At 63.6% G+C, this 22,939-nt stretch carries 27 protein-coding genes and 1 pseudogene; 11 read left to right on the top strand and 17 right to left on the bottom strand.

Annotated elements, in window-relative coordinates; genetic code table 11:
- The first annotated feature begins 304 nt into the window (after nucleotides 1-304).
- The 3 genes from WKW79_RS33755 (at nucleotide 305) to WKW79_RS33745 (ending at nucleotide 1,401) form a co-directional block, all read left to right on the top strand.
- Nucleotides 305-835 carry an SLATT domain-containing protein gene (locus WKW79_RS33755; protein ID WP_340339603.1) on the top strand — a complete coding sequence of 177 codons (531 nt, stop codon included), beginning with the start codon at nucleotides 305-307 and terminating at the stop codon, nucleotides 833-835.
- Nucleotides 836-918: 83 nt separating this feature from the next.
- On the top strand, nucleotides 919-1,137 hold the full coding sequence (locus tag WKW79_RS33750; RefSeq protein WP_340339602.1) for a hypothetical protein: 219 nt from the start codon (nucleotides 919-921) through the stop codon (nucleotides 1,135-1,137).
- 42 nt (nucleotides 1,138-1,179) lie between these two features.
- Nucleotides 1,180-1,401, top strand: coding sequence for a hypothetical protein (locus tag WKW79_RS33745; RefSeq protein ID WP_340339601.1), 222 nt, complete (start codon nucleotides 1,180-1,182; stop codon nucleotides 1,399-1,401).
- 412 nt (nucleotides 1,402-1,813) lie between these two features.
- Here the strand turns inward: WKW79_RS33745 and WKW79_RS33740 are convergent, their stop codons facing one another.
- From WKW79_RS33740 to WKW79_RS33710, 7 genes are all read right to left on the bottom strand, one after another.
- Nucleotides 1,814-2,230, bottom strand: a complete 417-nt coding sequence (locus WKW79_RS33740) for an FHA domain-containing protein (protein ID WP_340339600.1) — start codon at nucleotides 2,228-2,230, stop codon at nucleotides 1,814-1,816.
- A 331-nt stretch (nucleotides 2,231-2,561) separates the two neighbouring features.
- Nucleotides 2,562-3,341 (bottom strand): DUF2252 family protein, encoded by a 780-nt coding sequence (locus WKW79_RS33735; RefSeq protein ID WP_340339599.1) that lies wholly within the window; start codon nucleotides 3,339-3,341, stop codon nucleotides 2,562-2,564.
- A 19-nt stretch (nucleotides 3,342-3,360) separates the two neighbouring features.
- Entirely contained in the window at nucleotides 3,361-3,639 is a 279-nt protein-coding gene (locus WKW79_RS33730) for a DUF2252 family protein (RefSeq protein ID WP_340339598.1), read from the bottom strand.
- Nucleotides 3,640-3,783: 144 nt separating this feature from the next.
- Nucleotides 3,784-4,239 (bottom strand): RrF2 family transcriptional regulator, encoded by a 456-nt coding sequence (locus tag WKW79_RS33725; RefSeq protein ID WP_340339623.1) that lies wholly within the window; start codon nucleotides 4,237-4,239, stop codon nucleotides 3,784-3,786.
- A gap of 90 nt (nucleotides 4,240-4,329) precedes the next feature.
- Complete coding sequence (locus WKW79_RS33720; RefSeq protein ID WP_340339597.1) at nucleotides 4,330-4,734, bottom strand: group III truncated hemoglobin; 405 nt, start codon at nucleotides 4,732-4,734, stop codon at nucleotides 4,330-4,332.
- 531 nt (nucleotides 4,735-5,265) lie between these two features.
- Nucleotides 5,266-5,718, bottom strand: coding sequence for a VOC family protein (locus WKW79_RS33715; protein ID WP_340339596.1), 453 nt, complete (start codon nucleotides 5,716-5,718; stop codon nucleotides 5,266-5,268).
- Nucleotides 5,719-5,801: 83 nt separating this feature from the next.
- A complete protein-coding gene (locus WKW79_RS33710; RefSeq protein ID WP_340339595.1) occupies nucleotides 5,802-6,968 on the bottom strand; it encodes a helix-turn-helix domain-containing protein in 1,167 nt (388 codons plus the stop codon).
- On the opposite strand from WKW79_RS33710, the gene WKW79_RS33705 reads away from it, so the two are divergent.
- Nucleotides 6,957-7,505, top strand: a complete 549-nt coding sequence (locus WKW79_RS33705; RefSeq protein WP_340339594.1) for a Crp/Fnr family transcriptional regulator — start codon at nucleotides 6,957-6,959, stop codon at nucleotides 7,503-7,505. The genes WKW79_RS33710 and WKW79_RS33705 overlap by 12 nt on opposite strands.
- Nucleotides 7,506-7,639: 134 nt before the next feature.
- On the opposite strand, the gene WKW79_RS37130 is transcribed toward WKW79_RS33705, so the two are convergent.
- The 4 genes and pseudogenes from WKW79_RS37130 to WKW79_RS33690 form a co-directional block, all read right to left on the bottom strand.
- A complete protein-coding gene (locus tag WKW79_RS37130; RefSeq protein ID WP_422824010.1) occupies nucleotides 7,640-7,816 on the bottom strand; it encodes an autotransporter outer membrane beta-barrel domain-containing protein in 177 nt (58 codons plus the stop codon).
- A 288-nt stretch (nucleotides 7,817-8,104) separates the two neighbouring features.
- The gene (locus WKW79_RS33700) at nucleotides 8,105-8,632 is read right to left on the bottom strand and encodes a hypothetical protein (RefSeq protein WP_340339593.1); all 528 of its coding nucleotides are present in this window, start codon (nucleotides 8,630-8,632) and stop codon (nucleotides 8,105-8,107) included.
- 55 nt (nucleotides 8,633-8,687) lie between these two features.
- Nucleotides 8,688-9,401, bottom strand: a pseudogene (locus tag WKW79_RS33695) (ParA family protein).
- A 729-nt stretch (nucleotides 9,402-10,130) separates the two neighbouring features.
- Nucleotides 10,131-10,715 (bottom strand): hemerythrin domain-containing protein, encoded by a 585-nt coding sequence (locus WKW79_RS33690; protein ID WP_340339592.1) that lies wholly within the window; start codon nucleotides 10,713-10,715, stop codon nucleotides 10,131-10,133.
- A 1,195-nt stretch (nucleotides 10,716-11,910) separates the two neighbouring features.
- Here WKW79_RS33690 and WKW79_RS33685 point away from each other — a divergent pair.
- On the top strand, nucleotides 11,911-12,903 hold the full coding sequence (locus WKW79_RS33685; RefSeq protein ID WP_340339591.1) for an alpha/beta hydrolase family protein: 993 nt from the start codon (nucleotides 11,911-11,913) through the stop codon (nucleotides 12,901-12,903).
- A gap of 98 nt (nucleotides 12,904-13,001) precedes the next feature.
- Here WKW79_RS33685 and WKW79_RS33680 read toward each other — a convergent pair whose 3' ends face one another.
- Nucleotides 13,002-13,478 (bottom strand): hypothetical protein, encoded by a 477-nt coding sequence (locus WKW79_RS33680; protein WP_340339590.1) that lies wholly within the window; start codon nucleotides 13,476-13,478, stop codon nucleotides 13,002-13,004.
- A gap of 222 nt (nucleotides 13,479-13,700) precedes the next feature.
- On the opposite strand from WKW79_RS33680, the gene WKW79_RS33675 reads away from it, so the two are divergent.
- Entirely contained in the window at nucleotides 13,701-13,910 is a 210-nt protein-coding gene (locus WKW79_RS33675; protein ID WP_340339589.1) for an MDR/zinc-dependent alcohol dehydrogenase-like family protein, read from the top strand.
- Between the two features lie 227 nt (nucleotides 13,911-14,137).
- Here the strand turns inward: WKW79_RS33675 and WKW79_RS33665 are convergent, their stop codons facing one another.
- Entirely contained in the window at nucleotides 14,138-14,971 is an 834-nt protein-coding gene (locus tag WKW79_RS33665; protein ID WP_340339588.1) for an inositol monophosphatase family protein, read from the bottom strand.
- A 208-nt stretch (nucleotides 14,972-15,179) separates the two neighbouring features.
- Between WKW79_RS33665 and WKW79_RS33660 the strand changes: the two genes are divergently transcribed.
- Nucleotides 15,180-15,704: a sugar O-acetyltransferase gene (locus tag WKW79_RS33660; protein ID WP_340339587.1), complete on the top strand. Its 525-nt coding sequence runs from the start codon at nucleotides 15,180-15,182 to the stop codon at nucleotides 15,702-15,704.
- A gap of 160 nt (nucleotides 15,705-15,864) precedes the next feature.
- On the opposite strand, the gene WKW79_RS33655 is transcribed toward WKW79_RS33660, so the two are convergent.
- Both WKW79_RS33655 and WKW79_RS33650 read right to left on the bottom strand, forming a co-directional pair.
- A complete protein-coding gene (locus tag WKW79_RS33655; RefSeq protein WP_340339586.1) occupies nucleotides 15,865-17,295 on the bottom strand; it encodes a DUF6880 family protein in 1,431 nt (476 codons plus the stop codon).
- 20 nt (nucleotides 17,296-17,315) lie between these two features.
- On the bottom strand, nucleotides 17,316-17,633 hold the full coding sequence (locus WKW79_RS33650) for a hypothetical protein (protein ID WP_340339585.1): 318 nt from the start codon (nucleotides 17,631-17,633) through the stop codon (nucleotides 17,316-17,318).
- A gap of 267 nt (nucleotides 17,634-17,900) precedes the next feature.
- On the opposite strand from WKW79_RS33650, the gene WKW79_RS33645 reads away from it, so the two are divergent.
- A complete protein-coding gene (locus WKW79_RS33645; protein ID WP_340339584.1) occupies nucleotides 17,901-18,446 on the top strand; it encodes a DUF3455 domain-containing protein in 546 nt (181 codons plus the stop codon).
- Nucleotides 18,447-18,674: 228 nt separating this feature from the next.
- Here WKW79_RS33645 and WKW79_RS33640 read toward each other — a convergent pair whose 3' ends face one another.
- Nucleotides 18,675-19,433, bottom strand: a complete 759-nt coding sequence (locus tag WKW79_RS33640) for a ParA family protein (protein ID WP_340339622.1) — start codon at nucleotides 19,431-19,433, stop codon at nucleotides 18,675-18,677.
- A gap of 400 nt (nucleotides 19,434-19,833) precedes the next feature.
- On the opposite strand from WKW79_RS33640, the gene WKW79_RS33635 reads away from it, so the two are divergent.
- From WKW79_RS33635 to WKW79_RS33625, 3 genes are all read left to right on the top strand, one after another.
- A complete protein-coding gene (locus WKW79_RS33635) occupies nucleotides 19,834-20,841 on the top strand; it encodes a hypothetical protein (RefSeq protein ID WP_340339583.1) in 1,008 nt (335 codons plus the stop codon).
- 28 nt (nucleotides 20,842-20,869) lie between these two features.
- Nucleotides 20,870-21,352: a GNAT family N-acetyltransferase gene (locus tag WKW79_RS33630; RefSeq protein WP_340339582.1), complete on the top strand. Its 483-nt coding sequence runs from the start codon at nucleotides 20,870-20,872 to the stop codon at nucleotides 21,350-21,352.
- A 76-nt stretch (nucleotides 21,353-21,428) separates the two neighbouring features.
- The gene (locus tag WKW79_RS33625) at nucleotides 21,429-21,593 is read left to right on the top strand and encodes a hypothetical protein (protein ID WP_340339581.1); all 165 of its coding nucleotides are present in this window, start codon (nucleotides 21,429-21,431) and stop codon (nucleotides 21,591-21,593) included.
- Nucleotides 21,594-21,643: 50 nt separating this feature from the next.
- Here the strand turns inward: WKW79_RS33625 and WKW79_RS33620 are convergent, their stop codons facing one another.
- Nucleotides 21,644-22,588 (bottom strand): glutathione S-transferase family protein, encoded by a 945-nt coding sequence (locus WKW79_RS33620; RefSeq protein WP_340339580.1) that lies wholly within the window; start codon nucleotides 22,586-22,588, stop codon nucleotides 21,644-21,646.
- Nucleotides 22,589-22,939 lie beyond the last annotated feature (351 nt).

Raw genomic sequence — 22,939 nt, 5'->3', positions numbered from 1 at the left:
CCGTCATCGCAAGCCCGCGGGATGACCGGAGTGGACAACATGAACGCGCCGCCGCCCGCGACGGCGACAAGACTTCGATGAGACGACATCGCATGGACGCTGCGTGAAGAGCCTGCTCTCTCAGCAGCGGAAAGGTCGCGTGGCAACCGAGCGCGTCGTTCCTGACGGATGAAGTCGCCACCCCTAGTCTGTACTACTTTGGTAGTATGTGCGCAGCTGTCCTGAAAGCGCAACATCGCGGGCTGCAAAGGGGTCACGATGCACATCGAAATCGTCCGGCAACAGCCTTTTTTCCGCCAGCGCGATGGCATCTGACAACGGCGCCATCGTCCAGAAGCAGGACCCCGCGCTCGAGGGGCAGCGCAGGGTCGCCGTCGACCGGTCGGCGGCCAAGGGCACCCAGCTCGACTATCTGTACCAGTGCATCAGCGACTGGATGGACAAGCGGACGTCGCTCGCCACCTGGTACCGCAGGGTGAACTTCGGCTACCAGATCGCGGCCGCCGTGCTGTCGGGGCTCATCACCGTCATTACCGGGTTCAAGTCGGCCTGGTCACTGAGCACGGGCGCCAGCGACGTGGTGCTCTTTCTCAGCGCGCTCATCACGGTCATCTCGGTGGCCGGCGCGTTCTACTCCCCGAAGGACCTGTGGGTGCTGGACACCGTCTTCGCGGGCAACCTCAGGGAGTTGCAGACCCGGCTGCGCTTCCTTGAACTGAGGCCGGACTTCGAGACGCACCGCCAGGAAATCACCGAGCAGGGTTTCGCGGACTTCGAGCGCTTGCTCAAGGATTACGATGCCGAGTGGCTCAAGATCCGATCCAAAGGCAAGTAGCGATCCGGCCGCTGCGGCATCGAATGCAAGGTGCGCGCACGTTGGGTCGGCGTTGAAATGGCCTGCCAGTGCAGCGGCGTTCCTTGCCACCCTCCAGAACCCTGAAGAGCGACACCGTGCACCTGCTCATGACCCTCAGGGCCGACCTGAACGAGCCTGGCCACCGGGTGCGCGCGAGCGAACGCGACGGCACGCCCCTCGCTGCCAGACCTGAACCGGCATCGCGGGACACGGACCACGCCGGACTTGCGCCGCCGCATCTCGCCAGCGAAGTGTCGTCGCGCCAGGTCGTCGCGACCTGATCCGCGAAAGACGCCATGCATGCGCCAGCGACTGCCGCATGAGTGGCGCGGACGACATGGGACCTGGAGTTCAAGGCCGACTCACCGGCGAGCTACGCCGAAGCGATCGAGCTCGCGGCAACGACCGGTCTTGTCGTCGACGTCGAGCGTGAGACCACGGTTCTGGGCGACGCTTGCGTTGCGATCCTGGTCGCCGACCGCACGCCGGCCTTCTGGATGGATCACAAGCCCTCGCGCAAGGCGGCCGAGGCCTTGTGCAAGTAGATGGGCTGGCGCATCCGGCGCCGACCCAACGAACGGAAAGCGAATGCACGGGGACCCATTTTTGGACTTCGACTGAAAGTGGCACAGACTTGCGCGTGCGCAACGCCGATCTGCGCGAACCACCGCCTGGCCATGCGGCGGCCGTGAAGGCGGCCGCAGGCGCCCCCGAGTAGATCCATCCGCTCGACCTTTTCACGAAGCAAGGGGTGTGCATCCGACCCGCCGCCCTGCCGCATCACCCAGCGCGATTCACTGATCCGCTTGCCCAAAGCAGAGCGAGTCGAACCGTGCGAGCCTCGAGGCCGGAAATGCGAGGCGCCACGCGTCCTTCCGTCAGGCTGCGGCGAGACGCGCGGATGCCCGCGATGGCAATGCCGGCCTTCCACGCCGAGGCTGCTTTGGACTGCCGGCCTCACCGCGCATGCGGCGCCCAGCGCCTGGCCATGGCGGCGCCGGGCCGAGTCGGTGGGTGTCGCGCTGCCGGCAGATCCCCCATCAAGGACACCAGGCGCAGCGCCAGGGTCGAGGCATTTGCGGCAGGGGCGTTGTTCAGGAAGCGCAACTTGCAGTCGCCGAGGACGACCACGTCGCCATGCTGGAGCCGGTGGCAGGTCACGCGCTGCTCGTTGACGAAGGTGCCGTTGCTGCTGCCGAGGTCGTGAAGCCAGACCCCTCCGCTGTCCTTGACGAGCACGGCGTGCCGGCGACTGGCGCGCTGCGACTCGATCACCAGCCGGTTCGCGCTGTCGCGACCGAGTGTTGTTTGGGGTGAGTCCAACGGCACCTGGCGGGTGGCACCGCGCGGAGACATCACGATCAGCCGGGGCATGGAAGCAATCCTTTTCAGTGTGTGTTCGATCCATCGAATGTAGGGCGGGAGATCATGGGGTGAACGCCCGAAAAGTGGCTGCGTCCACCCCCATTTCGTTGCATCGTCGAGCGCGCGCCGGCTTTCGTGCATTTGTAGTGCTTGGCGACGGCGCAGCCTGCGTGTCGCTGCGCAAGTGCGTGAATTTCGATGGGCGCAGGTCGCCCGTTTCCATGCTTGAAGCTGGCATCGCGGCACTGCACCTTCGAGGACCTGGTTGCGTTCCCATTTCCGCGGCGGCGGTCCCCGATCGGTGTGCCGTTCGCCCCGGGCCTGCGGTCATCCCTTTCTGTCATCCCTTCTTCCAGTCCTCGAAATCCTGCCTGGTGCATTCCGCCGCCTGTTCGGCCGCCAGTGCAAGCCATTGGCCAGGTTGCTGCTCGATGTGGGCAAGGATCCCGGCAGCGACGCTGGGGGTGCCCAGATGAATGTTCGCAATTTCCCGGCCCATGGCCCGGAGCAGGTCATGCTCGAACAGCCACGGCCCGAGCGTCTCCATCTCGATCTTGTGATTGTTCGGCGACAGGCGTCGCACCGCCAGGTTTTCCTCGCCGAGACGGAACCAGGGATCCGGGGCGCGGTAGCGCCCGTTGACGATGTCGGCGATGCGCAGGTCCGTCCTCTCGTGCTTTCTGGCGTACGTCCAGGCCGACGGCACCAGCGCCTTGGCTTCGCGGACCACCGGGCCGCCCTTCCACTGCGCACGCACCACCCAGCGCGGTCGGCCGAGACTGCCGACACCTGCCGAGCGGGGCCAGTACATCTGCTCTTCGGCATCGCGAGGCAATGCAGCATCGAGGCTCGCTCGAATCGCCAGCGAGGGGTGAGGGGTCTCGTCGGACTTGGGCTGCATCTTGTCCCAGAACTTCTTGCGCTCCGACTCGGAGGCCACGAACTTCGCGCGCATGTCGGCGTGGTCCTTGTCGAGGACGTACGGCCTGGGCTTGTCCAAGCCTTCCCGGTAGCCTTTCAGGACGTCGGCACAGATCGCCGAGAGGTCCGTTCGCCCCTTGCCGCTCTGTCCCAGGAAGGCGCTGACGGCCAGGCGCAACAGGTCGAACGCACAGGGCATCTCGGCGGCCTCGTCGAAGTCATTTCACGCCCCAGACCAGGCGTCCGTCCTCGTCGCGCCAGGTGCCGAAATTCTCCACGTGGATGTCGCCAATGGCCAGAACGACAGGGCTGCGCATGAGTTCCGGACAGAGATCGGGCATGCGCTCCGCCCAGCGCCAGTAGGTGGCGCGCAGGAAGACGAAAGGGCTGTCTCGCATCTTCCGATGCTTCTCGTCCAAGTCTTCATCGACCATCGCGCCACGCAACTGGCCGCGCAACCACGCCTCGTAGGCCGACGCGGACTTGTGAATGCTCATCGCGGACTCCTTGCCTGTCGCAAACGCAAAGACGAACATCCCGGATTGTCGGGGCTGGCGCACATCGGAAGGTGACGGCTGCTCCTCTGAACAGGGGAGGGCGCTGATCAACGCGAGAGGCTTGTCGAAGCCCTTCGCCCAAACTCACGACGACGCCCGGCGATGCACGCGTACCGGGATGGCTGAGATGCCGATGGGTCGGGTGTCTCGCAGCGCGTCGGCCAGCGTGAAGCCGTCCAGGTGCGCGAGAAAGCGTTCAAGCGCACCGTCCAGGAGGCCGGCCAGGCCACAGCGACCCGTCAGCGCGCAGGTGCTGTCGGTCCCGAAGCAATCCACAAGCTCAAAGTTCGCCTCGATCCCGCGCACCAGCGCGCCCAGGTTGATGTCCTCGGGCCCGCGCGCCAGCCGCAACCCGCCGCCCTTGCCACGCACGGTCTCGATCCACCCTTGGATGCCCAACTGGTGGGTGACTTTCATGAGATGCGCTTCCGAAATGCCATGGGCCCGGGCGATCTCTGAAATCGTGCACAGGCGATCGGGACGCTGCGCCGCGTACATCAGCAGGCGCAACGCGTAGTCGGTCATTGCCGTCAACCGCATCGGCCATCCCCCCGCAGCATGGCGCCGCCGCAGCGGCAGCAGGATCGACGCACCGGCGGACTGGAAGGGCGTGCCACGCAAGGATGCCGTTCAGACAAGTCGGAGCTGCGTCGGAGCGGTCCCTGGCCGGCGACTCATCTGGTAGCCATACCAGAGGCTTTCGGCGATGCGCTGCGCCGTGTCATAGGCCTGTTCACCCAGGGCGCGGTTGGGCTGCGCGGCGGTCGCTTCGCGAAACAGGACCAGCCAGCGCTCGAACAGTGGCGCACTGAGGTCAGGCAAGGCCACATGCTTGGGCATGGGCGTACCGCGAAACCGGCCGCTGCCCAGCAAGATCGAAGACCAGAAGTCCGTCAGCTTCGACAGGTGCGCGTTCCAGTCATTGACGAAGGTGTTGAAGACCGGGCCGAGTTGCTCGTCCCGGCGCACCGCGTCATAGAAGCGGCGCACCAGGACCGAGATTTCCTGCTCGGTGCAAAGGTCAGGCGGGCGCATGGGCTTCTCCGTTTGAAGATTTATCTATTATATATCTTATAAACACCGGACCAGGTACGCGCAGTCCGGGCATGGACGTATCTCCAAGAGGACAAGAAATGCAATCCCACGAGCTGACAGAGGTCCTGATCCTCGAACAGGGCCGAGGAGCGCAAACACTGCCCGCCATGCAACAGGTGACGCTGCATCGCGGGACCGGATGCCGTGTCCCGTTCCCGTTGTCACAGCGATGCGCAGCCCCGCTGCGGGCTCGCACCCTGTTGAAGAGTCGGAGTGGGAGACCATTGAGGCGAACCGCCCCGTTGAGATTCCTGGGCGACCGGGCAGCGGGCATCAGCCCTTCGAGGGCTGCACATCGAGGGCTGTGACCCGATCGGCGGCGGCAAGCTGCCCAGGAACGGTTCCGTGCAGCGCGATCGTCGCGATGCCCGCGCGCGCTTCGTGACACCGCGCCGGCCCTTGCAGGGGGCAACACCCGCAGCTGGCAAGCCAGTTGCCGAGTGCCAGCGAAGCACGTGTCACCGACCGCTTTCAGGCCCGCTCCGAACAGCCCGGGTCGGCGTCGTAGCGCTCCTGCATTTCATCGGTCGATACGTCTTCGATGTGATGACCGACGTTCCAGCGATGACCGAAGGGGTCGAAGAAGCTTCCCGAGCGCTCGCCGTAGAACTGGTCCGCCAGCGGCATGTGGACCGTCGCACCGGCTTCCAGGGCCTTCGCCACAATGTCGTCAGCGTCATCGACATGCAGATGAATGGTGACGGGCGTTGCGCCGATTGACTTCGGACCGCGGATGCCGTACTCGGGGAATTCCTCGCAGATCATGAGCGTCGCGCCGCCGAAATCCAGTTCGACATGGCCGACGCGGCCGCCCGGTTCGGTGAGCCTGAACTTCTCCGTCATGCCGAAGACGCGCGAGTAGAACGCCACCGCGGCGTTCGCATCGTGCACACAAAGGTAGGGGAACATTTCGCGTGTAGCCATGATGGGATGCCTCGTTTTCGCAAAGTGGCGCAGATTCTCCGCACGCCGCACCACGCCTGTCTTGAAGGAAATTGACCTGCGGTTCAGCGCGGCACATGACGCGCCGAAACGGGCGCAGCACGTCGCCAGGCCTGTGGCGGCAGACCCGCCAGCTCACCGAACTCGCGCGTCAGGTGCGCCTGATCGCTGAACCCCGCATGCGCGGCGATCTCGGCCCAACCGAGCGTCGGATCACCGGCGAGCGCCAGCACCCGGTCCAGTCGTTTCACACGCGCCCAGGCCTTGGGTGTGAGCCCCGTGGCGCCGCGAAAGAGGGCAATAAAGCGCCGATGGCTGTAGCCGCTGCGCGCGGCGACTTCGCCAATGCCCGCGTCGCCCCGCGCCAGAGCCTCCAAGGCCCATGCGATGGCTGGCTGCAGGCCGTGCATGCGGGATCCGAGGGCTTCGGTCAGCAGCGATTCGAGGACGCCAAGTTGACCGACGAGCTCCTTGGCGGCGTGCAGGCGCTCCAGCGCCATACCGGTACGGGGCCTTCCCCAAAGCAGTTCCAGCGGTGTGTGGCAACCTGCCAGAGCATCCTCTGGCGCCCCCAGCAACGCCAGTGCCGCTCCAGGTCGAAGCAGCGCACCAACCGAGCTGGTCGGCTCTGCCACGTCCCGGACATAGAAGGAAGAACGGGCGCCGCCCACGATGGCGTATCCGATGGTCTGGTGGCTGCCCCTGCCGTCGTCCGCGCTCGTGAACAAGCGCAAGGGCGGGCCGGACAGGCGAAACACCAGATGCATGCAGCCCGTCGGCAGGACGTGCTCGCGTGCATTCGGTATCGCTGGCCGTGTGCTGCCAGGCGCGCTCGCCCACATCTGCTGCACGATGGGTCGCAGCAAAGGCGAGGGCACACGGGTCAGGTGCACCGGTTGCCCTGACGCGGACAGGACCTGATGTCGCATCCACGCATTGTGATCGACGCAGCTTCTGGCCAGCCGGTGCGGAAAGAATCGGACTTGCAACGCGTGCTTTGCCAAAACGCAATGGCATGTGAACATTCCGTCGCTTTGACCACAGAACTTGAAATTGACGCCGCTCATCGTGTTCTCGCACGAAGGCTGCTCGAGCGCGCGCCGGGATTTGATCAATGCTCCAAGGCCGAAATCGACAAGTTGCTTGAAGCAGGCAATCTGGCGCGCTTCGACAGGAATGAGGTGCTGGTGCGTCGAGGCGCCCCATGCGAGCACCTGATCATGCTGGTTCAAGGCGCGCTCCACGCGAGCATCGAAGCCGAAACCGGTCGGCGCCATCTGTTGACATTTGTCCCCCCGGGGATGATGGTGGGATTGCTACCCTGCATGGACGACGGCCGCATGGTGCACGATACCGTGGCACGCATTCCTTCGGTCGTGCTGAAAATGGCTGCCGACGTCGTGCGACACCAGCGCAACACTGTCCCTTCGCTGCGCGTTGCCTTCGACGTCCAACTGGCATGGCGCGCGCGTGGCCTGTACGACATGGTGGCCGAGCAAATGCTCCATTCCCTGCGCCAGCGCCTCTCGCAGCAACTGGTCCAGCTCGTCACGTCGTTCGGAAAGCGACGAGGAAGGGAGTGGGAAATCGTTCTGCGACTGCCCCAGGCGGACTTGGCCGACTTGCTCGGCGCCTCGCGACAGAGCATCAACATCGAATTGCGCGCACTGGAGAAAATGGCGCTGATCCGCATCAGGAATTCGCACATCGACGTGCTTGACTTGGCGGCGCTACGGGCGGAGTGCGGCAGACTCGTTGCTTGGGAGTAGTCGTCCGCAGCCTCCTCGCAGCGTGAATCGCGGAAGGTTTGGAACTCGATTGGGGTGAGCTCGGCTTCGGTGCGTTCTGCGGCGGTTGGCCCGATCAAGGCCTCGGCGCATCTCATCGGAGGCCAGTTGTGGATTCAGGTCCGGCGCGTTCGAACGCCGAGTCGACCAATCCACCCGCTGCCGCGCGAGTCGCCTACGACCGTCCCAGTGGGCTCCGTGATGCCGTCCTGCCGGCTGCCCACCCAGATGCTCTGCGCTTGGGGTTCGAGCACCCGGTCGCGCGATGTGCCCGGCCTGCGAGGGCCGGCCATCCTCGTGCGAGCAAGCATCGTGCGAGGCAAGTGCGCTCGGCGGAGAAGGTGGGCCTGGAACGCCGCGACGGTACGCCGGACGACTGTTAGTTTGAAGGTGGCGCCCAGCCGCACGGGGTCGCCGAGATCAGGGCCGCGTTCCCTGCCGTTTCCTGTCCGGTGGATGTGGCGTGCAAGGATCCTGCGTCCCGGTGCGATCGGCCGGTACCTGCGCAGAAGGTCAAGCGCTCAGAAAGCGGGCACGGACGATCGTTTCCAACTTGGCGATTCTTCCGCGTGAGATCAATGTCAAGCGCAGTGCCGGCAGCACTCGAGATACGCGTCGACCAGCATGCGCCGGTAGGCTTTGGCCACCTTCAACTTGTCGGCAAGGCGCTGCGGCGTGACAGTGCGGTCAGTGCCGACATAGAAACGCCGCACATGCAGCTGCTTCTGTGGGTCGTACACTTCAACGTAGGTAACGCGCATCGCGCCCTTGCGCTCGAGTCGGTGGATGACGCGGACACCGGGCACGCCGGTGGGCCGTATCTTGTTGATGTGCTCCGATGGGTGGAGCATGGAGGGGCGGCCGGAGTAGATCTCGGCAAGGTATCGCGATGCCCTTCCGAGCGCGGACCGAGGCGTACCTCTTGGGTTGGAACGACCGCTATCCGCAAAGTATTTGGTGTGACCCTTGTAGTGCACCTGCCATCCATGGGTGCTGCTCGCGGTATCGAGCCGCTTGATATGCCGCGGTACGCGCAAGGTCTCGCCCGATGGAAGCGTCACGTCGCGTCGCATCAAACGCACGATTGGGGCGAGGGCTGAAACGGGCATTCGCATTCTCTACACAGTTGGCCTCCGAAGGTCCTTATTTTGCGGGAGCCTTGTTCTATGCCAATCCCGGCGCATCGTCCGGCCGTTTCCGGAGTGATCTCCCTGGTCGCCATCTTGCCAGCCCTGGCACCTGGCTGCCCCTTGCGGCCTGATCGAAAACAACGCCAGGCAAGCCATAGCTCGGCGCCCCGGCCAGCCGGACCTTGCGCGAGATCGCCGTGTCAAACACCTTGCTGCCGAAGTGCGGCCTGAGTTGATCGCTCCCCTGTTGCTGCAGCGTGATGCGCGGATCGAACATCACGCGCAAGAGGCAGATCGTCTGAAGATTCTTGTTGAGGTTGGCATGCACCTGCTTGATGGTGTTGACCAGGTCGGTCAGACCTTCGGGCGCGAAGTATCGCACTGCATCGGCACGATCACGCCGTGCGCGGCGCGCAGCCAGTTGAGCGTGAGCAGGCTCAGGCTGGGCGGGCAGTCGATCAGGATGAAGTCGTAATTGGCGCCGACGGCAGCGAGTGCGGTGCGCAGGCGCTTGTCGCGGCGTTCGAGGGTGACCATTTCGACTTCGGCGCCGGCCAGCTCGCGATTGGCGCCGAGCGCGTCATAGCCGCACTTGTCGGCGGTGCAGGTCGATCATGAGCACGCGCTGGCCAACCTTGGCCAAGCCGGTGGCGAGATTGACCGTGGTGGTCGTCTTGCCGACGCCACCCTTCTGATTGGCGATGCAGAAGATGCGAGCCCTGAAGTTCCCCTTGAATGGAGTCTGCAAGTTTGACGCCAAGGCGATGAGAAGCGTCGCAAAAGACCGGCATGCCGAGAGGTGCACGTCGTACTGGTTGGGCTACTCGCGTTAAACGTCGCCCCGAAGACCTCCACGGACCCGATGCAGGCAGCAGCAACCAACATGAGCGTGCAATTCACGGCCTCGCGCAGCGCGCAAGTCGTCAGGGCACAGGAGTTCGAAAGCAGTCGCGACGACACCTTCGCGGTGCTCGGTGAGATCGGCAACCGCGTCGTCCCCGCCATTGGCAGCCAGATCAAGATGGCGGAGCGCAACCAGCCCATGCTCGAGAAACCCAGCGAAGGACTCATCCACCGCCGGGGGTGCAACCCTCCTCGATGCAGTGGGCCCCGGCTGCGCGATTTTCGGCACATCTTGCGCAGGAACGCGGCGTGCGCCTCATGCGCCGCGAATCGTCAATCCGGTTGCTGGGAGCACGCAAGGCCATGCTCAGCAATGCGTGGATGCTGCAGTCGCCGCTCAATTGGTGGGCTGCGCGAGTCCGTCCCCAGTCGGCCGCGAGTACTGCCGCCTGTTCGGGGCATCAACGGTTCGTGGCATGGCGCATTTCAGGGAGCGCTCGGGACGCGATACCCGATTTCGCTCAGTCTTTGCCAAGCCTTCCGAAAGCGCACGAGCCCTCCCGTGGCAACAGACATGATTCAGGCCCATGCGCATCGGCTCGGCGGGGCCTGCGCAGTCCAATGCATGCACCAGTCAACGTGTGCGGCGCGGTTTGCTCTTGCCACGCAATTGGGCACCGGCGCTGGCGCTACCTCGCGTTGCAGGTTTGTCGAACGCGGGTTTCGCGGGCTTGACCTGGCCGCTTGCTCCAGAGACCGCCACCAACTTGTACTCGGCAGCGTAGTGAACGCGCATTCGCACGATCTCTTTCGCGTACTTGCGGCCTAGCTGCTCCTTCTTCGCCTCCGGCAGCAAACGCCCTGCGAGCTGGAAGAACTTCGATTCCTCCTCCTTGAGATGATGGCGCACCTTGAAGCTCAGCTGCTTCGCCGTTGCGATCCAGCCGTCCCGCTTCTTGTCTTGCGAGGACAAGTCGTCCAGCAACTCGTCTACTTCGTGATGCTCATGAAGCGCATGGCGCGAAGCGTCCAGGCCGCTGTCCTCCATCAACAGAGAGGCGTACAGGAAGCGCTCCTCGGCCGCTGCATGCGCCATCAACTCGACCTTCAACTGCAGGAAGAGAATTTCACGAGCCGCCATGTTGCCGCGCGACGCAGCAAGCTTGCGACACAAGTCGCGCTGCAGGTCGTGACTTTCACGGATCGCGTCGAAGATCATGGTCGGTTCCGGGTCAATGGTTCGAGAAACGGGATACGGAGAGGACCGGTGCACAGGCATCGCGCCTTGTCGCCAGCCCCCGGCGCAGGTTACGCCGTTGCCGACGCTGGAGCAACGATTGCGCCCAACTTCCCACCATTCAAATCTCGCGCCGCACCAAGGCCGAGTCGCTGTAAAGCCGTTCGCTGCAGGGCTCGCGACAAGCGTGGTGCTCCCAACCTGCGAGGCGACACGACAAACTGCCCCGCATTGCTCATCCCGATCTGCCCCCAGCAGAGCTCAACTCTCCAACAAGTACGGGGTACGGCGATGCGCCTGCACATGCAAGATTGAATCTTCAATTTGCACCGACACCCGCTGAATAGCTACATGATCACTCGCGAAGTCGCGCCGCTCGCCAGTCAATTGGCGCGCACGTATCCTGTCTTGACCGTGACCGGACCGCGCCAGAGTGGCAATCCGCACTCCGGCGCACCCTCCCAGATAAGCCTTGCGTCACGCTGGAACCGCTCTCACTTTCGGCGTCTCGAGCAGGTCGAGCGGCGCGTACGGCACCCAAGTCAGTATGACTTCCGCGAATGCCGGCCAGCCGCAGCAACTGCTTGCGCGGGCTAGCAAAGTGCCAGAGCCGAACGACGTAGACCATGCTGACATGCGCACCGCAACGTGCCCGCGTATCGGGCGGCACGGTGGGTTGATGAGGTGGCAGCGGCGGCCTTGCCGGCCATGTGGAGATGTCCGGAGAGTTGTGCACACGAATGCACGCTTGGAGTGCAATGGTGCGGGCGGTGTTGGCAACTCGTGCCCCCATATGTTGATGGGGCTGACCGCCTCGGCCGTTTCTCGACGCGCCGTTGCAGCGTTCAAAGAGCCGGTTCGGCGAAAGCCTGCTCGTCGCGGTGTCGGCCGGCGCCGCGCTTGATCCGCTGCGATGTGCGGGCGTTGGCGGGCCGGTGCTGTCGTATACACGCGGGGCAACTGGAATCGGTGCCCGCCCGGGCCGCTTCCACATCGCACCTTGCCTCGGTCCTGCGGACGATGGCGCTGGATGGCGGCGGCGTCGCATGACTGCCGCGGACGCTGGCGGAAGACGACCTCGCGCATGCAGTACGGATTCGGACACGAGCGCGCCGCCAACCTTGCCAGCAATGGGTTCGGTTGGCATGATCGCGTGCGCTGAACAAGGAGCCTGCAGATGAGACAGTGGATTCGCCATGCCGCCGCGCTTGCCACCGTACTTGCGGCCGCCGCCGCGGTGCAAGCCGCCGGCATCGTGGGCAACACATTGCCGCCGGGCTTTCCGGCGATCGAAGACACCTCGCTCGCGCGGCCGCTCATTGGCTTCGGCGCCGCCGGCCCCCTGGCGCGGACGCCGGTGATCTTCATTCACGGCAACAACGACACCCCATTCCCCACTGCCTGCAATCCCTTCGGGCGAGTTCAGGCGATGGCGCAATACTTCGCTGACAACGGCTATGCCACCAGCGAGCTCTGGGGCGTGGGCTATCAAGGGGACCAGTGCGACCTGGCTGCGGATCCGACACGCCGTTCGAGCATTGCGCACACCAACGCGGCCAACGTGCCGGACCTGCGTCGATTCGTGCGCGCGGTGCTCAGTTTCACGGGCGCGAAGCGGGTCGACATCGTCGGGCACAGCCTGGGCGTCACGCTCGCGCGCGAATGGATGCGACAGGACGAGGCGCAAGACACGGTGCGTCGCTTCGTGGCCATCGACGGGCCCAACCACGGCATCATCAATTGCTCACCCGATCCCGCGAATTACTTCCAAGCCCCGGCGGCGGGCGGCTTCACCCCCGCGAGCGAGGTGTGCCAGGAACTGGGCTCTCCCGACACGCCGTTTCTGCGCCTGCTCAACGGCCGGAACGAGCGCAGCGAGGACGACGGTCCGACGCGCGTGCTCGTGATCCGCAATGGCGATGCCAGCTTCGTCTATTTCCCGGTGCAGGACGGCGCCATCGCCCCGGTGCCTGCCGTGGATTCTTTCGGCAGGCCGACAGACTTCTCCAAGAGCGCCAGCCTGCGCGGCGCGCGCGAGATCGTGCTGAGCGGGCAGGGCGCCTATGACCCCATCCTGCACACGGGCCATCTCGGCATCCTGAACTCACCGCAGACCTGGCAAGGCGCCTTCGAGTTCCTGAACGGTCGTACGAGGCGCAAGGACGATTGAGGCCCGTGGCCATCGGGTCGGAATGCAGCGACGCAGAACACGACGCGCTTTCCCTGTCCGCGGTGACTTGGGCACGTGATCGATTTGCGCAGAGCGCCTCATCGCAAGCCGAGGACGTTGCCCATGCCACTTGAAACGCAAACCACGCGCCGACCGTCAGTGCCGCTGGTGAGTTGCACAGCGTAATTTCCATCCGGCATGCGCTGCGATGCACCCAGCACGATGGTCTGCCAAGGCTTCTTGAATGCCTCAGCTGCCGCACGGATGCAGTTCTGGTTGGCAATGGCAGGGGCGGTAGGACCAAAGTTGGGCGCGGGTTCGCTGTGGTTTTGCGGACGCTGGCCATACCCGGGTGGAGGCGGCCTGTACTCAGGCTGCGGAGGCGGGTAGCGAGGTGGTGCGCCGTATCCAGGCGGCGGACCGTAAGCAGGAGGCTGCGGCGGGTACGCGGGCTGCTGACGGTATCCGTTGTCGTAGCCACCGCCATATCCGCTCGGAGTGTCGCAAGCTCCGAGCAGGCACAGAAACGCGGCGGACATTCCCGTGCGCAGCATCACCAGGTTGGCAGAGTTCATGCCGTCACCTCCAAGCTTGCATCGTACCTGTCGCGTGGTGGCGGCAAATCAGGACACGGCATAGCAGATCGGGAGCTACATCATGGAGGGGGGCTAAACCTGTTCATGCAAGGCACCCCGGGTCACAACTGCTATTGAATCAAAGGGACTGCCACCTCCCTCGCTCGAAGCCTTGTTCAGCGCCGCGCGCAAGTACGGCGGCCACGTGCTGAGCATCCTCGGTTGGGCGCCCACAGCCTGGCGTCGTTGTCCGTCCGCGCGGCCACGTACTCGGGCGTCTTCACGCAGCGTCCGATGCCGACAGGGGAGGGCCGCGAGCGTCACGGCGAGATCCTGCGTGCGGCTACCGCGCTGGCGGACGCCGGCCTGCTGCGTCCGATCCTCGATGAGCAGACATTCAGGATCGAGCAGGCGACGAAGGCCCACGAATAGGTTGCCGAAGGCAACGCGAAGGGCAAGGTCGTGGTGGACTTCTCGCCGCGTAGTTGCAAGGCTTCCCGACCGGGGCGAACTGCTTCACGCTGGCGGCGACGTCCGCGCCTTGTACGAGAAGGGTGTCGACGACGGTTGGCGAGGTGGGGGCGCGTTCGATGGTTGCTGCCTTGGGGAAATCTGCCCTGACCGCATTGGTCGGTCACGGACGGTGCGCAGAATGAAGGTCACGCGCCGAGCAGGGCTTCTATCACCTTGTACCAGGAACTCTCATCTGGAGCATACAAGAGTCCCCCGGACTGATGGGACGGCAGGTACGCACTCCCGTCAAAGTGGGCGCCGATGCCGCCGGCTTCGCGGTGAATCAGCCACCCCGCTGCATGATCCCAAGGCATCAACCTGTTGTAGAAGAGCACATGGCAGTGACCTTGCGCGGCCAGACGGTACTCATGCGCCGCGCAACGAAACCAGTTTGTCATGCCAAGACGCGCAAGATTGGCATTGACCGTCGATCTCATCGGCTCGCTGAGAAAGTTCGTTCCCACGATTCCTTCCATCTCGCGGACCGGGACCGGGTTGGCCACCTTGAGCTGAAGCCGCGACCCATCCTCGGCTTGGCTCCAGGCTCCCGCGTCTCTCATGGCCACTGCGGTGTTGCGACACACGGGGTCGTGTATGACGCCAGCGACGACTTCACCCGCCTCGATCACCGCCACCATCACGCCGAAAAGGGGCAGGCCACTCGAGAAATTCTTCGTCCCATCCAGCGGATCGACCAAAAAGCACAGCGGTGCGGTAGCAAGGTGGTCGAGCATGGCGGGATCGCGACCGGCCGACTCCTCTCCGATCACGGCGCAACCTTGAAAGTCAGTCTCCAATGCCCTGGTGATGAAGCTCTCGGCAGCCTCATCGGCTTCCGTGACAACATCGAATGCCGACGTCTTTTGCCGAACCTCGATGGCTGTCAAACGCGTGAACCGCGGCATGATTTCGCGCAAAGCAGCCTCCGCGACAAGATCGACGAGTCGCTGAAGGTTGCTCAGCTCAAATGCGCCGCGCATGCACTGGATCCTTCACCCATCCATAAGCGAGACCTTGAATGACCATCGCCGAGTGTAAGCATCCCCAGATGCCAACTGAAACCGTGACGACGGCGACCCAAACGAAGCGCATCGACCACTGAATCCCTCGGAGAAAGCATGGATCTTCGCGAGCAATTCCTTGTCATGCGTTCGGGACGAACCTACAACGACCTGAACCCGGAACTGATTGCCGCGCGCGAGCACCAACCTGCCCACCAACGAGTACAACGCACGATTCTCGCGTCCGACATCTGCTCGCCTGGCGATCCTTCAAAAGCTGCTCGGTGCTGTGGGCGAGCGAGTACATTCCGAGCCAACTTTCAGGTGCGAATTTGGCCAGAACATCGACATCGGCAACAACTTCCATGCAAACCTTGATTGCGTGATGCTCGATGGCGGAGGGATCTCAATCGGGGACGACGTTCTTCTGGCTCCTCGCGGCGGCATCTACACGACCCATCATGCAATCGATCCCAAGGAGCGGGCGGCCGGCACGTGTCACGCGCGCCCGGTTCGAATCGGAGATCGGGTTTGGATCGGGGCGGGCGTGCAGATCAACCCTGGCGTTGTCATCGGGGATGGCTCCATCGGGCCTGGAAGCACAGTGACGAAAGATGTACAAGCGGGTGTCATTGCCGCGGGAGTGCCCCGCAGGCTGTTGAGATCGATCGAGGAACGTGGCCGAGTTGGATTCGACCCAGATCAGTTCTAGCAGTCAGAAGAGCCTCGTACCTCGCTCGTCTCCGCCCTCAAGGCATTCCAAGGCCGGAAGGCATGGCCCGAACCTCCCGCGCCACCTCAAATCAAATAGAAAGGGCCAGGTCCCGTGCGATTGAGATCAGCACTCTGTCGCCGGCAGCCCCGTCGCACTGCTAAGAGTTTCCCCTGCGCCCGACCTCGTCGCCGTGGTCGCTGCGCTTGCCGTTCACGTGCGCCCAGAACGCGACCTTGCGCGCATGTCGCGATCGGATCGCGGCCTCGAAAACCTCGTGCGATTCCAGCGGAAGCAAATCCATGCCCGTGCCTGCAATCTCACGCAGCCGTATCCAGTAGCTCGCCGCGTGTCCATAGGCACGGGCATAGGCCCGGGCGAGGATCGCCGTGAGAAGCGCCCTGTAAATGGCGGCTTCGCCGCGCAGGCGCCGATGAGTCCTCAATGCCTGCGCCAACGGCACCAGCGCCCCATAGTCGTCGCCGCGGATGCGGGTCGGTTCCCCCAGCAACATCGCCTCGGCCGCTTCATCGTCGCCGATGTCCAGCAGCAGCGTGGCCGCTGTCGCCGGGTCGTCATGGCCCAACGCCAACCGACGGGCGCGCTGCAGTGCCTCGGGCCTGGACGCATCGGGCAACTGTGCAAGCCAGCGGTGCAGATCGAATACGGAAATTGATCGCTCGAACAGCCGCTGGCGGATGGGAGCGCTCTCGCCATGTCGACCCAAGCGTCCCAGAGCATCTGATTCCAGCCTCTCCCGGGTGTCTTCCATGTGCCCCCACGATCCTTGAAGCCAGGCCAGCGCGTCGCTCGGACGATCGGCCTCGAGGTAGGCGTCGACGAACGCCTTCTGCTGCATCGCGTTGGGTTGCGGGCTGTAACTGAGCACGCCCCGAACCATGACGTCAGGGTCGTGCAGGGCCTCGGCCAGCAGCGACAGGGCGGCTGAGATCCTGAACACCTCGTGCGAATGACCGTTGTCGTCTGCAGGGGCGGCAAGGGCGCCGGCCATGCGGGACTCGAACTGTGCCGCCAGTGCGCGCAGCGCCTTCTCGTCGAGCAGCAGTTCCGCGCGGCGCAGCAGTTCATCGCGGGCGCCGTACTGGTCGTCGCCAAACAGCTTCACAAGTCGGCTTGACCATTCGCTCGCCGGTGCCTCCTCGCACTGGGAGGCGGCTTGCAGCCAGTACCGGCAGGCAGCTCGCACTGCGTCGCCGATGCAACCGTCGGAATCGTCGGCACGTTCGAAGAAAGTGCCGTCGGCTTCAATGAACGATTCGAAGAGCGCCAGCGCGGCGGCGGGATCCTTCGGCAAGAGCTCGCGATGGACTTGATCAAGCCACGCCTCCAGCGTACGACCGAAGTCGCCCGACTCGCGGTAGCTGAAGAAGCTGGACGAACGACGCCACGCATTCAGCGATTTGCGAAAGCCGGCCGCGAGCATGTCCGGCCGGCCGGACAGTTGCAACCGCGCCAGCCGCTCGCGCACCGGCTCGTGGTCACTGGCCAGTTCGATCAGAACACCTACCAGCGTCGACGGGTCCTGACGCTTCAGGAAAGACTCAAGGTCGTCGGTAGGGTGGGATGGCATGGTCGCGGTGAGTTTGGATGTCAGTGCGATGGCGTGCCGTGGCGCAGGTCCCAAAATGTTCCCTGCCAATTCGAAATGCACCCCTCGAAGCCGCAGGCAGGGCAGCGCCAGTTCACCAGCTCGTCGCGAGCGATGCCGGTGTCCACACAGCGATTGTCGCGCTTGCGGCACTTGAAGCAGACGGGTCCGGGCGTGTCCTCCGGCCGGTCGAAATCGGAGGCATGGGCGATCACCGAGGTGATGAAGACGGCCAGCGTGCGTGACGGTCCCTTTTCGGGGCCGATGTCACCTTTGTCGTCGAGGTAATGTCGGGCGTCTATCACGTACATGGCGCTCACTTTCCGCTTCCCGTTTCCGAATCTGCAGGAGTACCCGACCCTGCCGACGAGCGAGCAGCGTAGCAGGTGCCTATGCGGCCAAAGTATGCGCTGTGGCAGTGGCAGCATCCCTGCGCCTGTCGAGTGGCGCGACGGCACTCGTGAGACAGGCGCTCTCGACGCGAATGAGTGACGCCTTGATAGAGTTGTTACAGCCGCGCCGACAACCGTCTCGCCCATCTTCCCGAAAAGTAGGATCAAGCTCTCGGTTCTCGAAGAACACCAAATATGCAGGCACCCCGTTCACTGATCCTCGTCTCGACGGCGGCGTTGTTCGCGGTTTCCGGCTGTGCGACGAGCCGGGTCACGATCCCCGCAGACCTACCCGCGCCGCTGAGGGCGCCCGCGGGTGAGACACTGTTCGTGGAAGCCCTGGCCACAGGCGTACAGATATACGAATGCGCGCCCAAGGCAGGTGATTCCTCGTCATTTGCCTGGACGTTCCGCGCGCCCGAGGCCACGCTCAGCGATCGATCGGGCCGCCCGCTTGGCAAGCACTACGCGGGGCCGACGTGGGAGTCGATTGACGGGAGCAAGGTTGTCGGGCAGGTGAAGGCAAGCGACCCAGGGCCAGACCCGGCGGCAATCCCTTGGCTGCTGCTGACAGCCAAATCGTCCAGTGACACGGGAACCTTTGCACTGTCAGCAAGCATCCAGAGGGTGAGGACGGTCGGTGGAATTGCGCCTGCCGAGCGCTGCGATGCGACGAATGCCGCGAAGTTCGGGCGCGTGCCATACAAGGCCACGTACTATTTCTATCGCGTGGGTCCGTAGGGCAAAGGCCATCTGGTCACCAGCTTCGACATCTGGATCGAGTAGAGGCTGAACCGTTGGCCTGTCTTGCCGCTACCACTCGCCGGCGCGGCTCACGAGAAAGCGCTTGCGACCTGCAGACAAGGGCGCGTCCTGACACTTCGGGGCAATCATCGTCTGCTTCCTGGGACCCCAGCGCAAAGCCTCTCTTTCCTCGCCCCGCGGACCCGAGAGCAGTGGCAGTCTCTCCTAGACGCTGAGCTCTTCGTGCAATGCCACGAACTCCTGGGCCAGCTTGTGGCGCGGCTCGAGGTAGATCATGGGCGTGGCGTACTGGTGGCTCTCGCGAATCTTGACGGATTGGGAGAGGTAGGAATTCAGGACGGGATGCCCGATGAGTTCATTCACAAGTTGCTGGGGCAGCGCAGCGCGGGACTGGAACTGATTGATGACGATTCCTTCGACGGTCAAGCTGCGATTGTGGTCGTGCTTGATCTCCTTCACGTTTTCGAGCACCGAATACAGCGCGCGGCGCGAAAAATCGTCGCAGTCGAAGGGGATCAGGCAGCGTGCAGCCGCGATGAGCGCCGAGCGCGCATAGAAGTTCATGGCTGGCGGCGTATCGATGTACACCGCGTCATACCCCTTGAGGCTCTGGAGCGCATCGCGCAGCTTGTAGATCTTGTGACGGGATTCGAGCTTGCTCGTCAATGCGTCGAGGTCCGCATGCGCGGGGACGATGTCGAGGTTTTCGAACTCCGTCTCATGGATGAAGGACTCGAACTGCGGCTCCTTGAAGCTGAAGCTCAGGGCCGCCTCGAAGAAGGTCGCGATATTGGGCGTTGCGTCCTGCGCGTGCTCGCCCAACAGGTACTGGCTTGAATTTCCCTGCGGGTCGAGGTCGATCACGAGCGTGCGCAACCCCTGGGAAGCGCTGACGCTGGCGAGATTGCAAACGATCGTGGATTTGCCCACGCCACCTTTTTGATTGAACACTACGCGCAACATCTGTTTGTCATCCTTGGGAGCGAATCCCGCAAGTCTATGGGATGGAGCGCCGCACGTTCGAGCGCGCGCTTGCGGCGCGATTCTCCGTACCAATTCGCAGTACCGGACCGTACGTTGTGTGCGGCTGTGTTTCGAATTCAGCGCCGCTGATCCCCAACGCGGCCTTACTGCCGCACCCGATCGGTGCAAGCAGGCTCGGTCGCTCACGGGCGCCATAGCACTGTGATCACCCCGATGTGCAGCATTCAGGTCATGGCAAAAGACGAAATCCATTTCCCCGGAATCCTCTCGTTCCTGGACGTAGGCCGGACCGAATACGAAGAAACTCGGCGCGGCCACCGCAAGCTGACGGCCGTTGGGTGCATGTGCCATTTGGCCGATTCCTCCGGTGGCGCGAACGATGACAATCCAGATCTTTGCTGCATCGGCGCTCGTACAAGGAGCTTCCATGGATTTCAAGCCGCCAGGCAACGCCTTCAAGGGCCGGGGTCCCATCACCATTCTCGCTTTGCTGAAAGACGACGAAGCCGATCGCGAAATGGGGCGAATGACCGATCTCCTCCAGAGCCGGATCGAGAAGTCCAACCGCAAGACCGCTCGCATCGACTGCAGCGTATCGTTGGCCGGGTGCCAGCTTGGCGGTTCCACGGTCTATGTCACCGGCCATTCGCGATTCATGGAAGCGAGCACCAAGATCCGGCCCATGGCGAATCGCACCCTCGGCGGCTTTCCGCTCGACGCCGTGGTCGAGGTGCTCTTCAATGGAATCTGCAATGGCGTGACCGAGATCGAGTTCTGGTGCTGCGAGAGTGCTTGCAAGCGGGAGACAGCGCATTACAAGGGAAATTCTGATGGAACGGTCTGCCAGACATTTTCCTGCAAGGCCCTGGAAACGCTGTGCATGAAGTTTGAGGCGGAAAGCTGGGGTGAAATCAGCACGCTCGACTATGTGTGCGGCAAGCTGGTCGAACTTGCGCAGAAGCAGTCCTTGATCTCAAAGCGCCCCCTGGAAAGCTATCCCAACGTTTGCCTCACGGCATTAAACGGAGTCGGCTATATCTCGGAGGAAGACGACTACATCACAACCTTTGATCAGGGTGCCATGCTGGCGGAGTACAACAGCATCCTGAAGATGGAGAAAGACATCCGCGAAAAGCGCTCGGGAACTCACACGGCGAAGAATCTGAAGCAAGCGGAAGGCCGGCTTAAAAAGCACATTGCCACGCGCTCATGCCACTTCATCACCATCGAGTTGAACTTTCTTGGCTTCGTGGCCGAGGCGAAGGGGCTCAGCAGTTTTCTGCATCGGCAAAAGAAGCAGCGGGCCATGCCCCCTCGCAACAGAATTCCGGTGAACACGCTTCAACAAATGGACCAAATGCTGGGTCCGGTCTTGCGCAAGCAATGATGTCGCGCTACCCACGCGCATGCAGTCGATGATGCTTCGCCCGTCCTGGCTCGGCGATGTGCGGGCAATGATTTCGGTGCGTCAGTCGGCGCTGTGCAGCATCGGCATGTACTCGCCGGCGCAGATGAAGTGCTGGCGGCAGGCCGTAGACGAGACAGAACTGCGCACCTTCATCGACCAGGAGGACGGGACCTCGATTTGTGCCGTTGAAGAAGGGCAGTCGATCGTCGGCTATGCATGCCTTCGGTTCGGCACCAGCGCGCATTTGCTTGGCCTGTACGCGGCCGCCGCCTGGCAAAGACGCGGCGTCGGTACGGCCTTGCTTCTCGCCGCACATGCGATTTGCGCCGACCGCAACGTATCACGGGTCCATGTGGCGGCGTCGATGAACGCCGCGCCCTTCTACGCCGGTCACGGCTATGTGGAGGGAAATTTGATCCAGTGGCGACCGCAGGGCACCGAGGAGGGACCCGAAATTCCAACGTTGCGCATGACCTACTCATTTCGCTAAACGCGTCGTTGATCCGCGCGGCGCCCTTGTCGGTATCCCGCGGCCGGGCGTCGCCCAGGTCCGCCCCGATGGCCACGTGGCCGGACTGCAGGCCGGCACCGACCTGTGGGCCCGCGGCAACTGGCGTGCGGGTGCGCATGTGGGCTATCTCGGCGGCAATGCCGACGTGAGCGGCAATGCCGTGGCATCGTCGCCCAAGGCCACGAGCCCTCTACAGCGGCGTCGAGGCGCGGCACAGTGAACCAAAGTATCACGCCACGCCGTGTGGCTTGTTTCTTGTCGAAAAAGAGATCAGTCCGCAGCGTCCGCCATGAACTTCAGCCGTGGTCCGGCCGGTACGATGCGCGTCGGGTTGATGTGCGCATGGCTCATGTAGTAGTGACGTTTTATGTGGTCCATGTTCACCGTTGCCGCGATACCGGGCGTCCGGTACAGCGCGCGCAGATAGCGCGAGAGGTGCGGAAAGTCCTCGATGCGATTGCGATTGCATTTGAAGTGCCCGAAGTACACGGCATCGAAGCGCAAGAGCGTGGTGAAGAGCCGCCAATCCGCCTCCGTGGCATGCTCGCCGTCGGCCAGCCAGGTCCGCTGCCCGAGGTTGCCTTCAACTCGGTCAAGTGCCGAGAACAAGCGGTCGAACGCGTGCTTGTACGCCGCCTGCTCGGTGGCGAACCCGCAGCGATACACGCCGTTGTTGATGTTGTCGTAGACGAAGGCATTGGCTTCGTCGATCTGCGGCCGCAGCGCCTCGGGATAAAGATCGACAACATTTCGCGCGAAGGCTGCGAAAGCCGAATTGAACATGCGCAGGATTTCGCTCGATTCGTTGCTGACGATTGTGCGCGTTTGCTTGTCCCAGAGCGCCGGCACCAGGATCCGGCCCGTGTACCGCGGGTCGGCCGCCGAGTAAAGCTGGTGCAGGAACTGGAAGCCGTGCAGATGGTCCGGCAGCGCGTCGCTGAAACTCCAGCCCTGCGTCATGACAGGCTCGACCACCGATACCGAGATCGCGCCCTCGAGCCCTTTCAGCACGCGCGCGATGAGTGTTCGGTGCGCCCAGGGGCAGGCGAGCGAAACGTACAGGTGGTAACGGCCGGGTTCAGCACGGTAGCCGTTCGCGCCGTCGGCGGTGACCCAACCGCGGAACTTCGAGTTGGTGCGCACGAACTCGCCCGCGGTCTTGCCCGTGTCGTACCAGCCCTCATGCCACTGACCATCTTTCAGATAACCGCTCATGCCATGGTCCTTTCGCGAGAGTCGCTCCAGCGGCCGCCCTGGCAGCGAGCGAGCGCCTGGTCCGGCAAATGCGCCTCACAGACCACACCTGGGCCGGCACCGATGGGTGCGGCTACTCGGATGATGCAAAAGAAGCGCCGCAGTCGTTCCCGCGTGACGGCGGCAGTGTGGCGATCATGCCCTCGCAGTCTAAAGGCGCACGGTGGACCCGTGGTATTCAGTCACGCAGGCACGTGAAACTGGGTGCAGTAGAAAGCGATCATGGAGTGCCGACGAGGATCTTCCGCGTTATCCGTTTTTCGGGAATGAGGCGGCAAGTCGATACGTACGCGCGTGATCGTTCGCGACGGG

The sequence above is a fragment of the Variovorax robiniae genome (assembly GCF_037889955.1).
In the GTDB taxonomy this organism is placed as follows: domain Bacteria; phylum Pseudomonadota; class Gammaproteobacteria; order Burkholderiales; family Burkholderiaceae_C; genus Variovorax; species Variovorax robiniae.
Note: the sequence above shows the minus strand (reverse complement) of the source record. Positions and strands in the feature narration are given on the sequence as shown.

Bases quoted from the DNA above. Each gene is read 5' to 3' on its own strand.
- WKW79_RS33755 (WP_340339603.1), top strand. From the start codon at position 305: ATGGCATCTGACAACGGCGCCATCGTCCAGAAGCAGGACCCCGCGCTC.
- WKW79_RS33740 (WP_340339600.1), bottom strand. From the start codon at position 2,230: ATGCCCCGGCTGATCGTGATGTCTCCGCGCGGTGCCACCCGCCAGGTG.
- WKW79_RS33735 (WP_340339599.1), bottom strand. From the start codon at position 3,341: ATGCCCTGTGCGTTCGACCTGTTGCGCCTGGCCGTCAGCGCCTTCCTG.
- WKW79_RS33730 (WP_340339598.1), bottom strand. From the start codon at position 3,639: ATGAGCATTCACAAGTCCGCGTCGGCCTACGAGGCGTGGTTGCGCGGC.
- WKW79_RS33725 (WP_340339623.1), bottom strand. From the start codon at position 4,239: ATGCGGTTGACGGCAATGACCGACTACGCGTTGCGCCTGCTGATGTAC.
- WKW79_RS33720 (WP_340339597.1), bottom strand. From the start codon at position 4,734: ATGCGCCCGCCTGACCTTTGCACCGAGCAGGAAATCTCGGTCCTGGTG.
- WKW79_RS33715 (WP_340339596.1), bottom strand. From the start codon at position 5,718: ATGGCTACACGCGAAATGTTCCCCTACCTTTGTGTGCACGATGCGAAC.
- WKW79_RS33705 (WP_340339594.1), top strand. From the start codon at position 6,957: ATGCTGGTTCAAGGCGCGCTCCACGCGAGCATCGAAGCCGAAACCGGT.
- WKW79_RS37130 (WP_422824010.1), bottom strand. From the start codon at position 7,816: ATGGCCGGCCCTCGCAGGCCGGGCACATCGCGCGACCGGGTGCTCGAA.
- WKW79_RS33700 (WP_340339593.1), bottom strand. From the start codon at position 8,632: ATGCCCGTTTCAGCCCTCGCCCCAATCGTGCGTTTGATGCGACGCGAC.
- WKW79_RS33690 (WP_340339592.1), bottom strand. From the start codon at position 10,715: ATGATCTTCGACGCGATCCGTGAAAGTCACGACCTGCAGCGCGACTTG.
- WKW79_RS33685 (WP_340339591.1), top strand. From the start codon at position 11,911: ATGAGACAGTGGATTCGCCATGCCGCCGCGCTTGCCACCGTACTTGCG.
- WKW79_RS33680 (WP_340339590.1), bottom strand. From the start codon at position 13,478: ATGAACTCTGCCAACCTGGTGATGCTGCGCACGGGAATGTCCGCCGCG.
- WKW79_RS33665 (WP_340339588.1), bottom strand. From the start codon at position 14,971: ATGCGCGGCGCATTTGAGCTGAGCAACCTTCAGCGACTCGTCGATCTT.
- WKW79_RS33655 (WP_340339586.1), bottom strand. From the start codon at position 17,295: ATGCCATCCCACCCTACCGACGACCTTGAGTCTTTCCTGAAGCGTCAG.
- WKW79_RS33645 (WP_340339584.1), top strand. From the start codon at position 17,901: ATGCAGGCACCCCGTTCACTGATCCTCGTCTCGACGGCGGCGTTGTTC.
- WKW79_RS33640 (WP_340339622.1), bottom strand. From the start codon at position 19,433: ATGTTGCGCGTAGTGTTCAATCAAAAAGGTGGCGTGGGCAAATCCACG.
- WKW79_RS33635 (WP_340339583.1), top strand. From the start codon at position 19,834: ATGACAATCCAGATCTTTGCTGCATCGGCGCTCGTACAAGGAGCTTCC.
- WKW79_RS33630 (WP_340339582.1), top strand. From the start codon at position 20,870: ATGATGCTTCGCCCGTCCTGGCTCGGCGATGTGCGGGCAATGATTTCG.
- WKW79_RS33620 (WP_340339580.1), bottom strand. From the start codon at position 22,588: ATGAGCGGTTATCTGAAAGATGGTCAGTGGCATGAGGGCTGGTACGAC.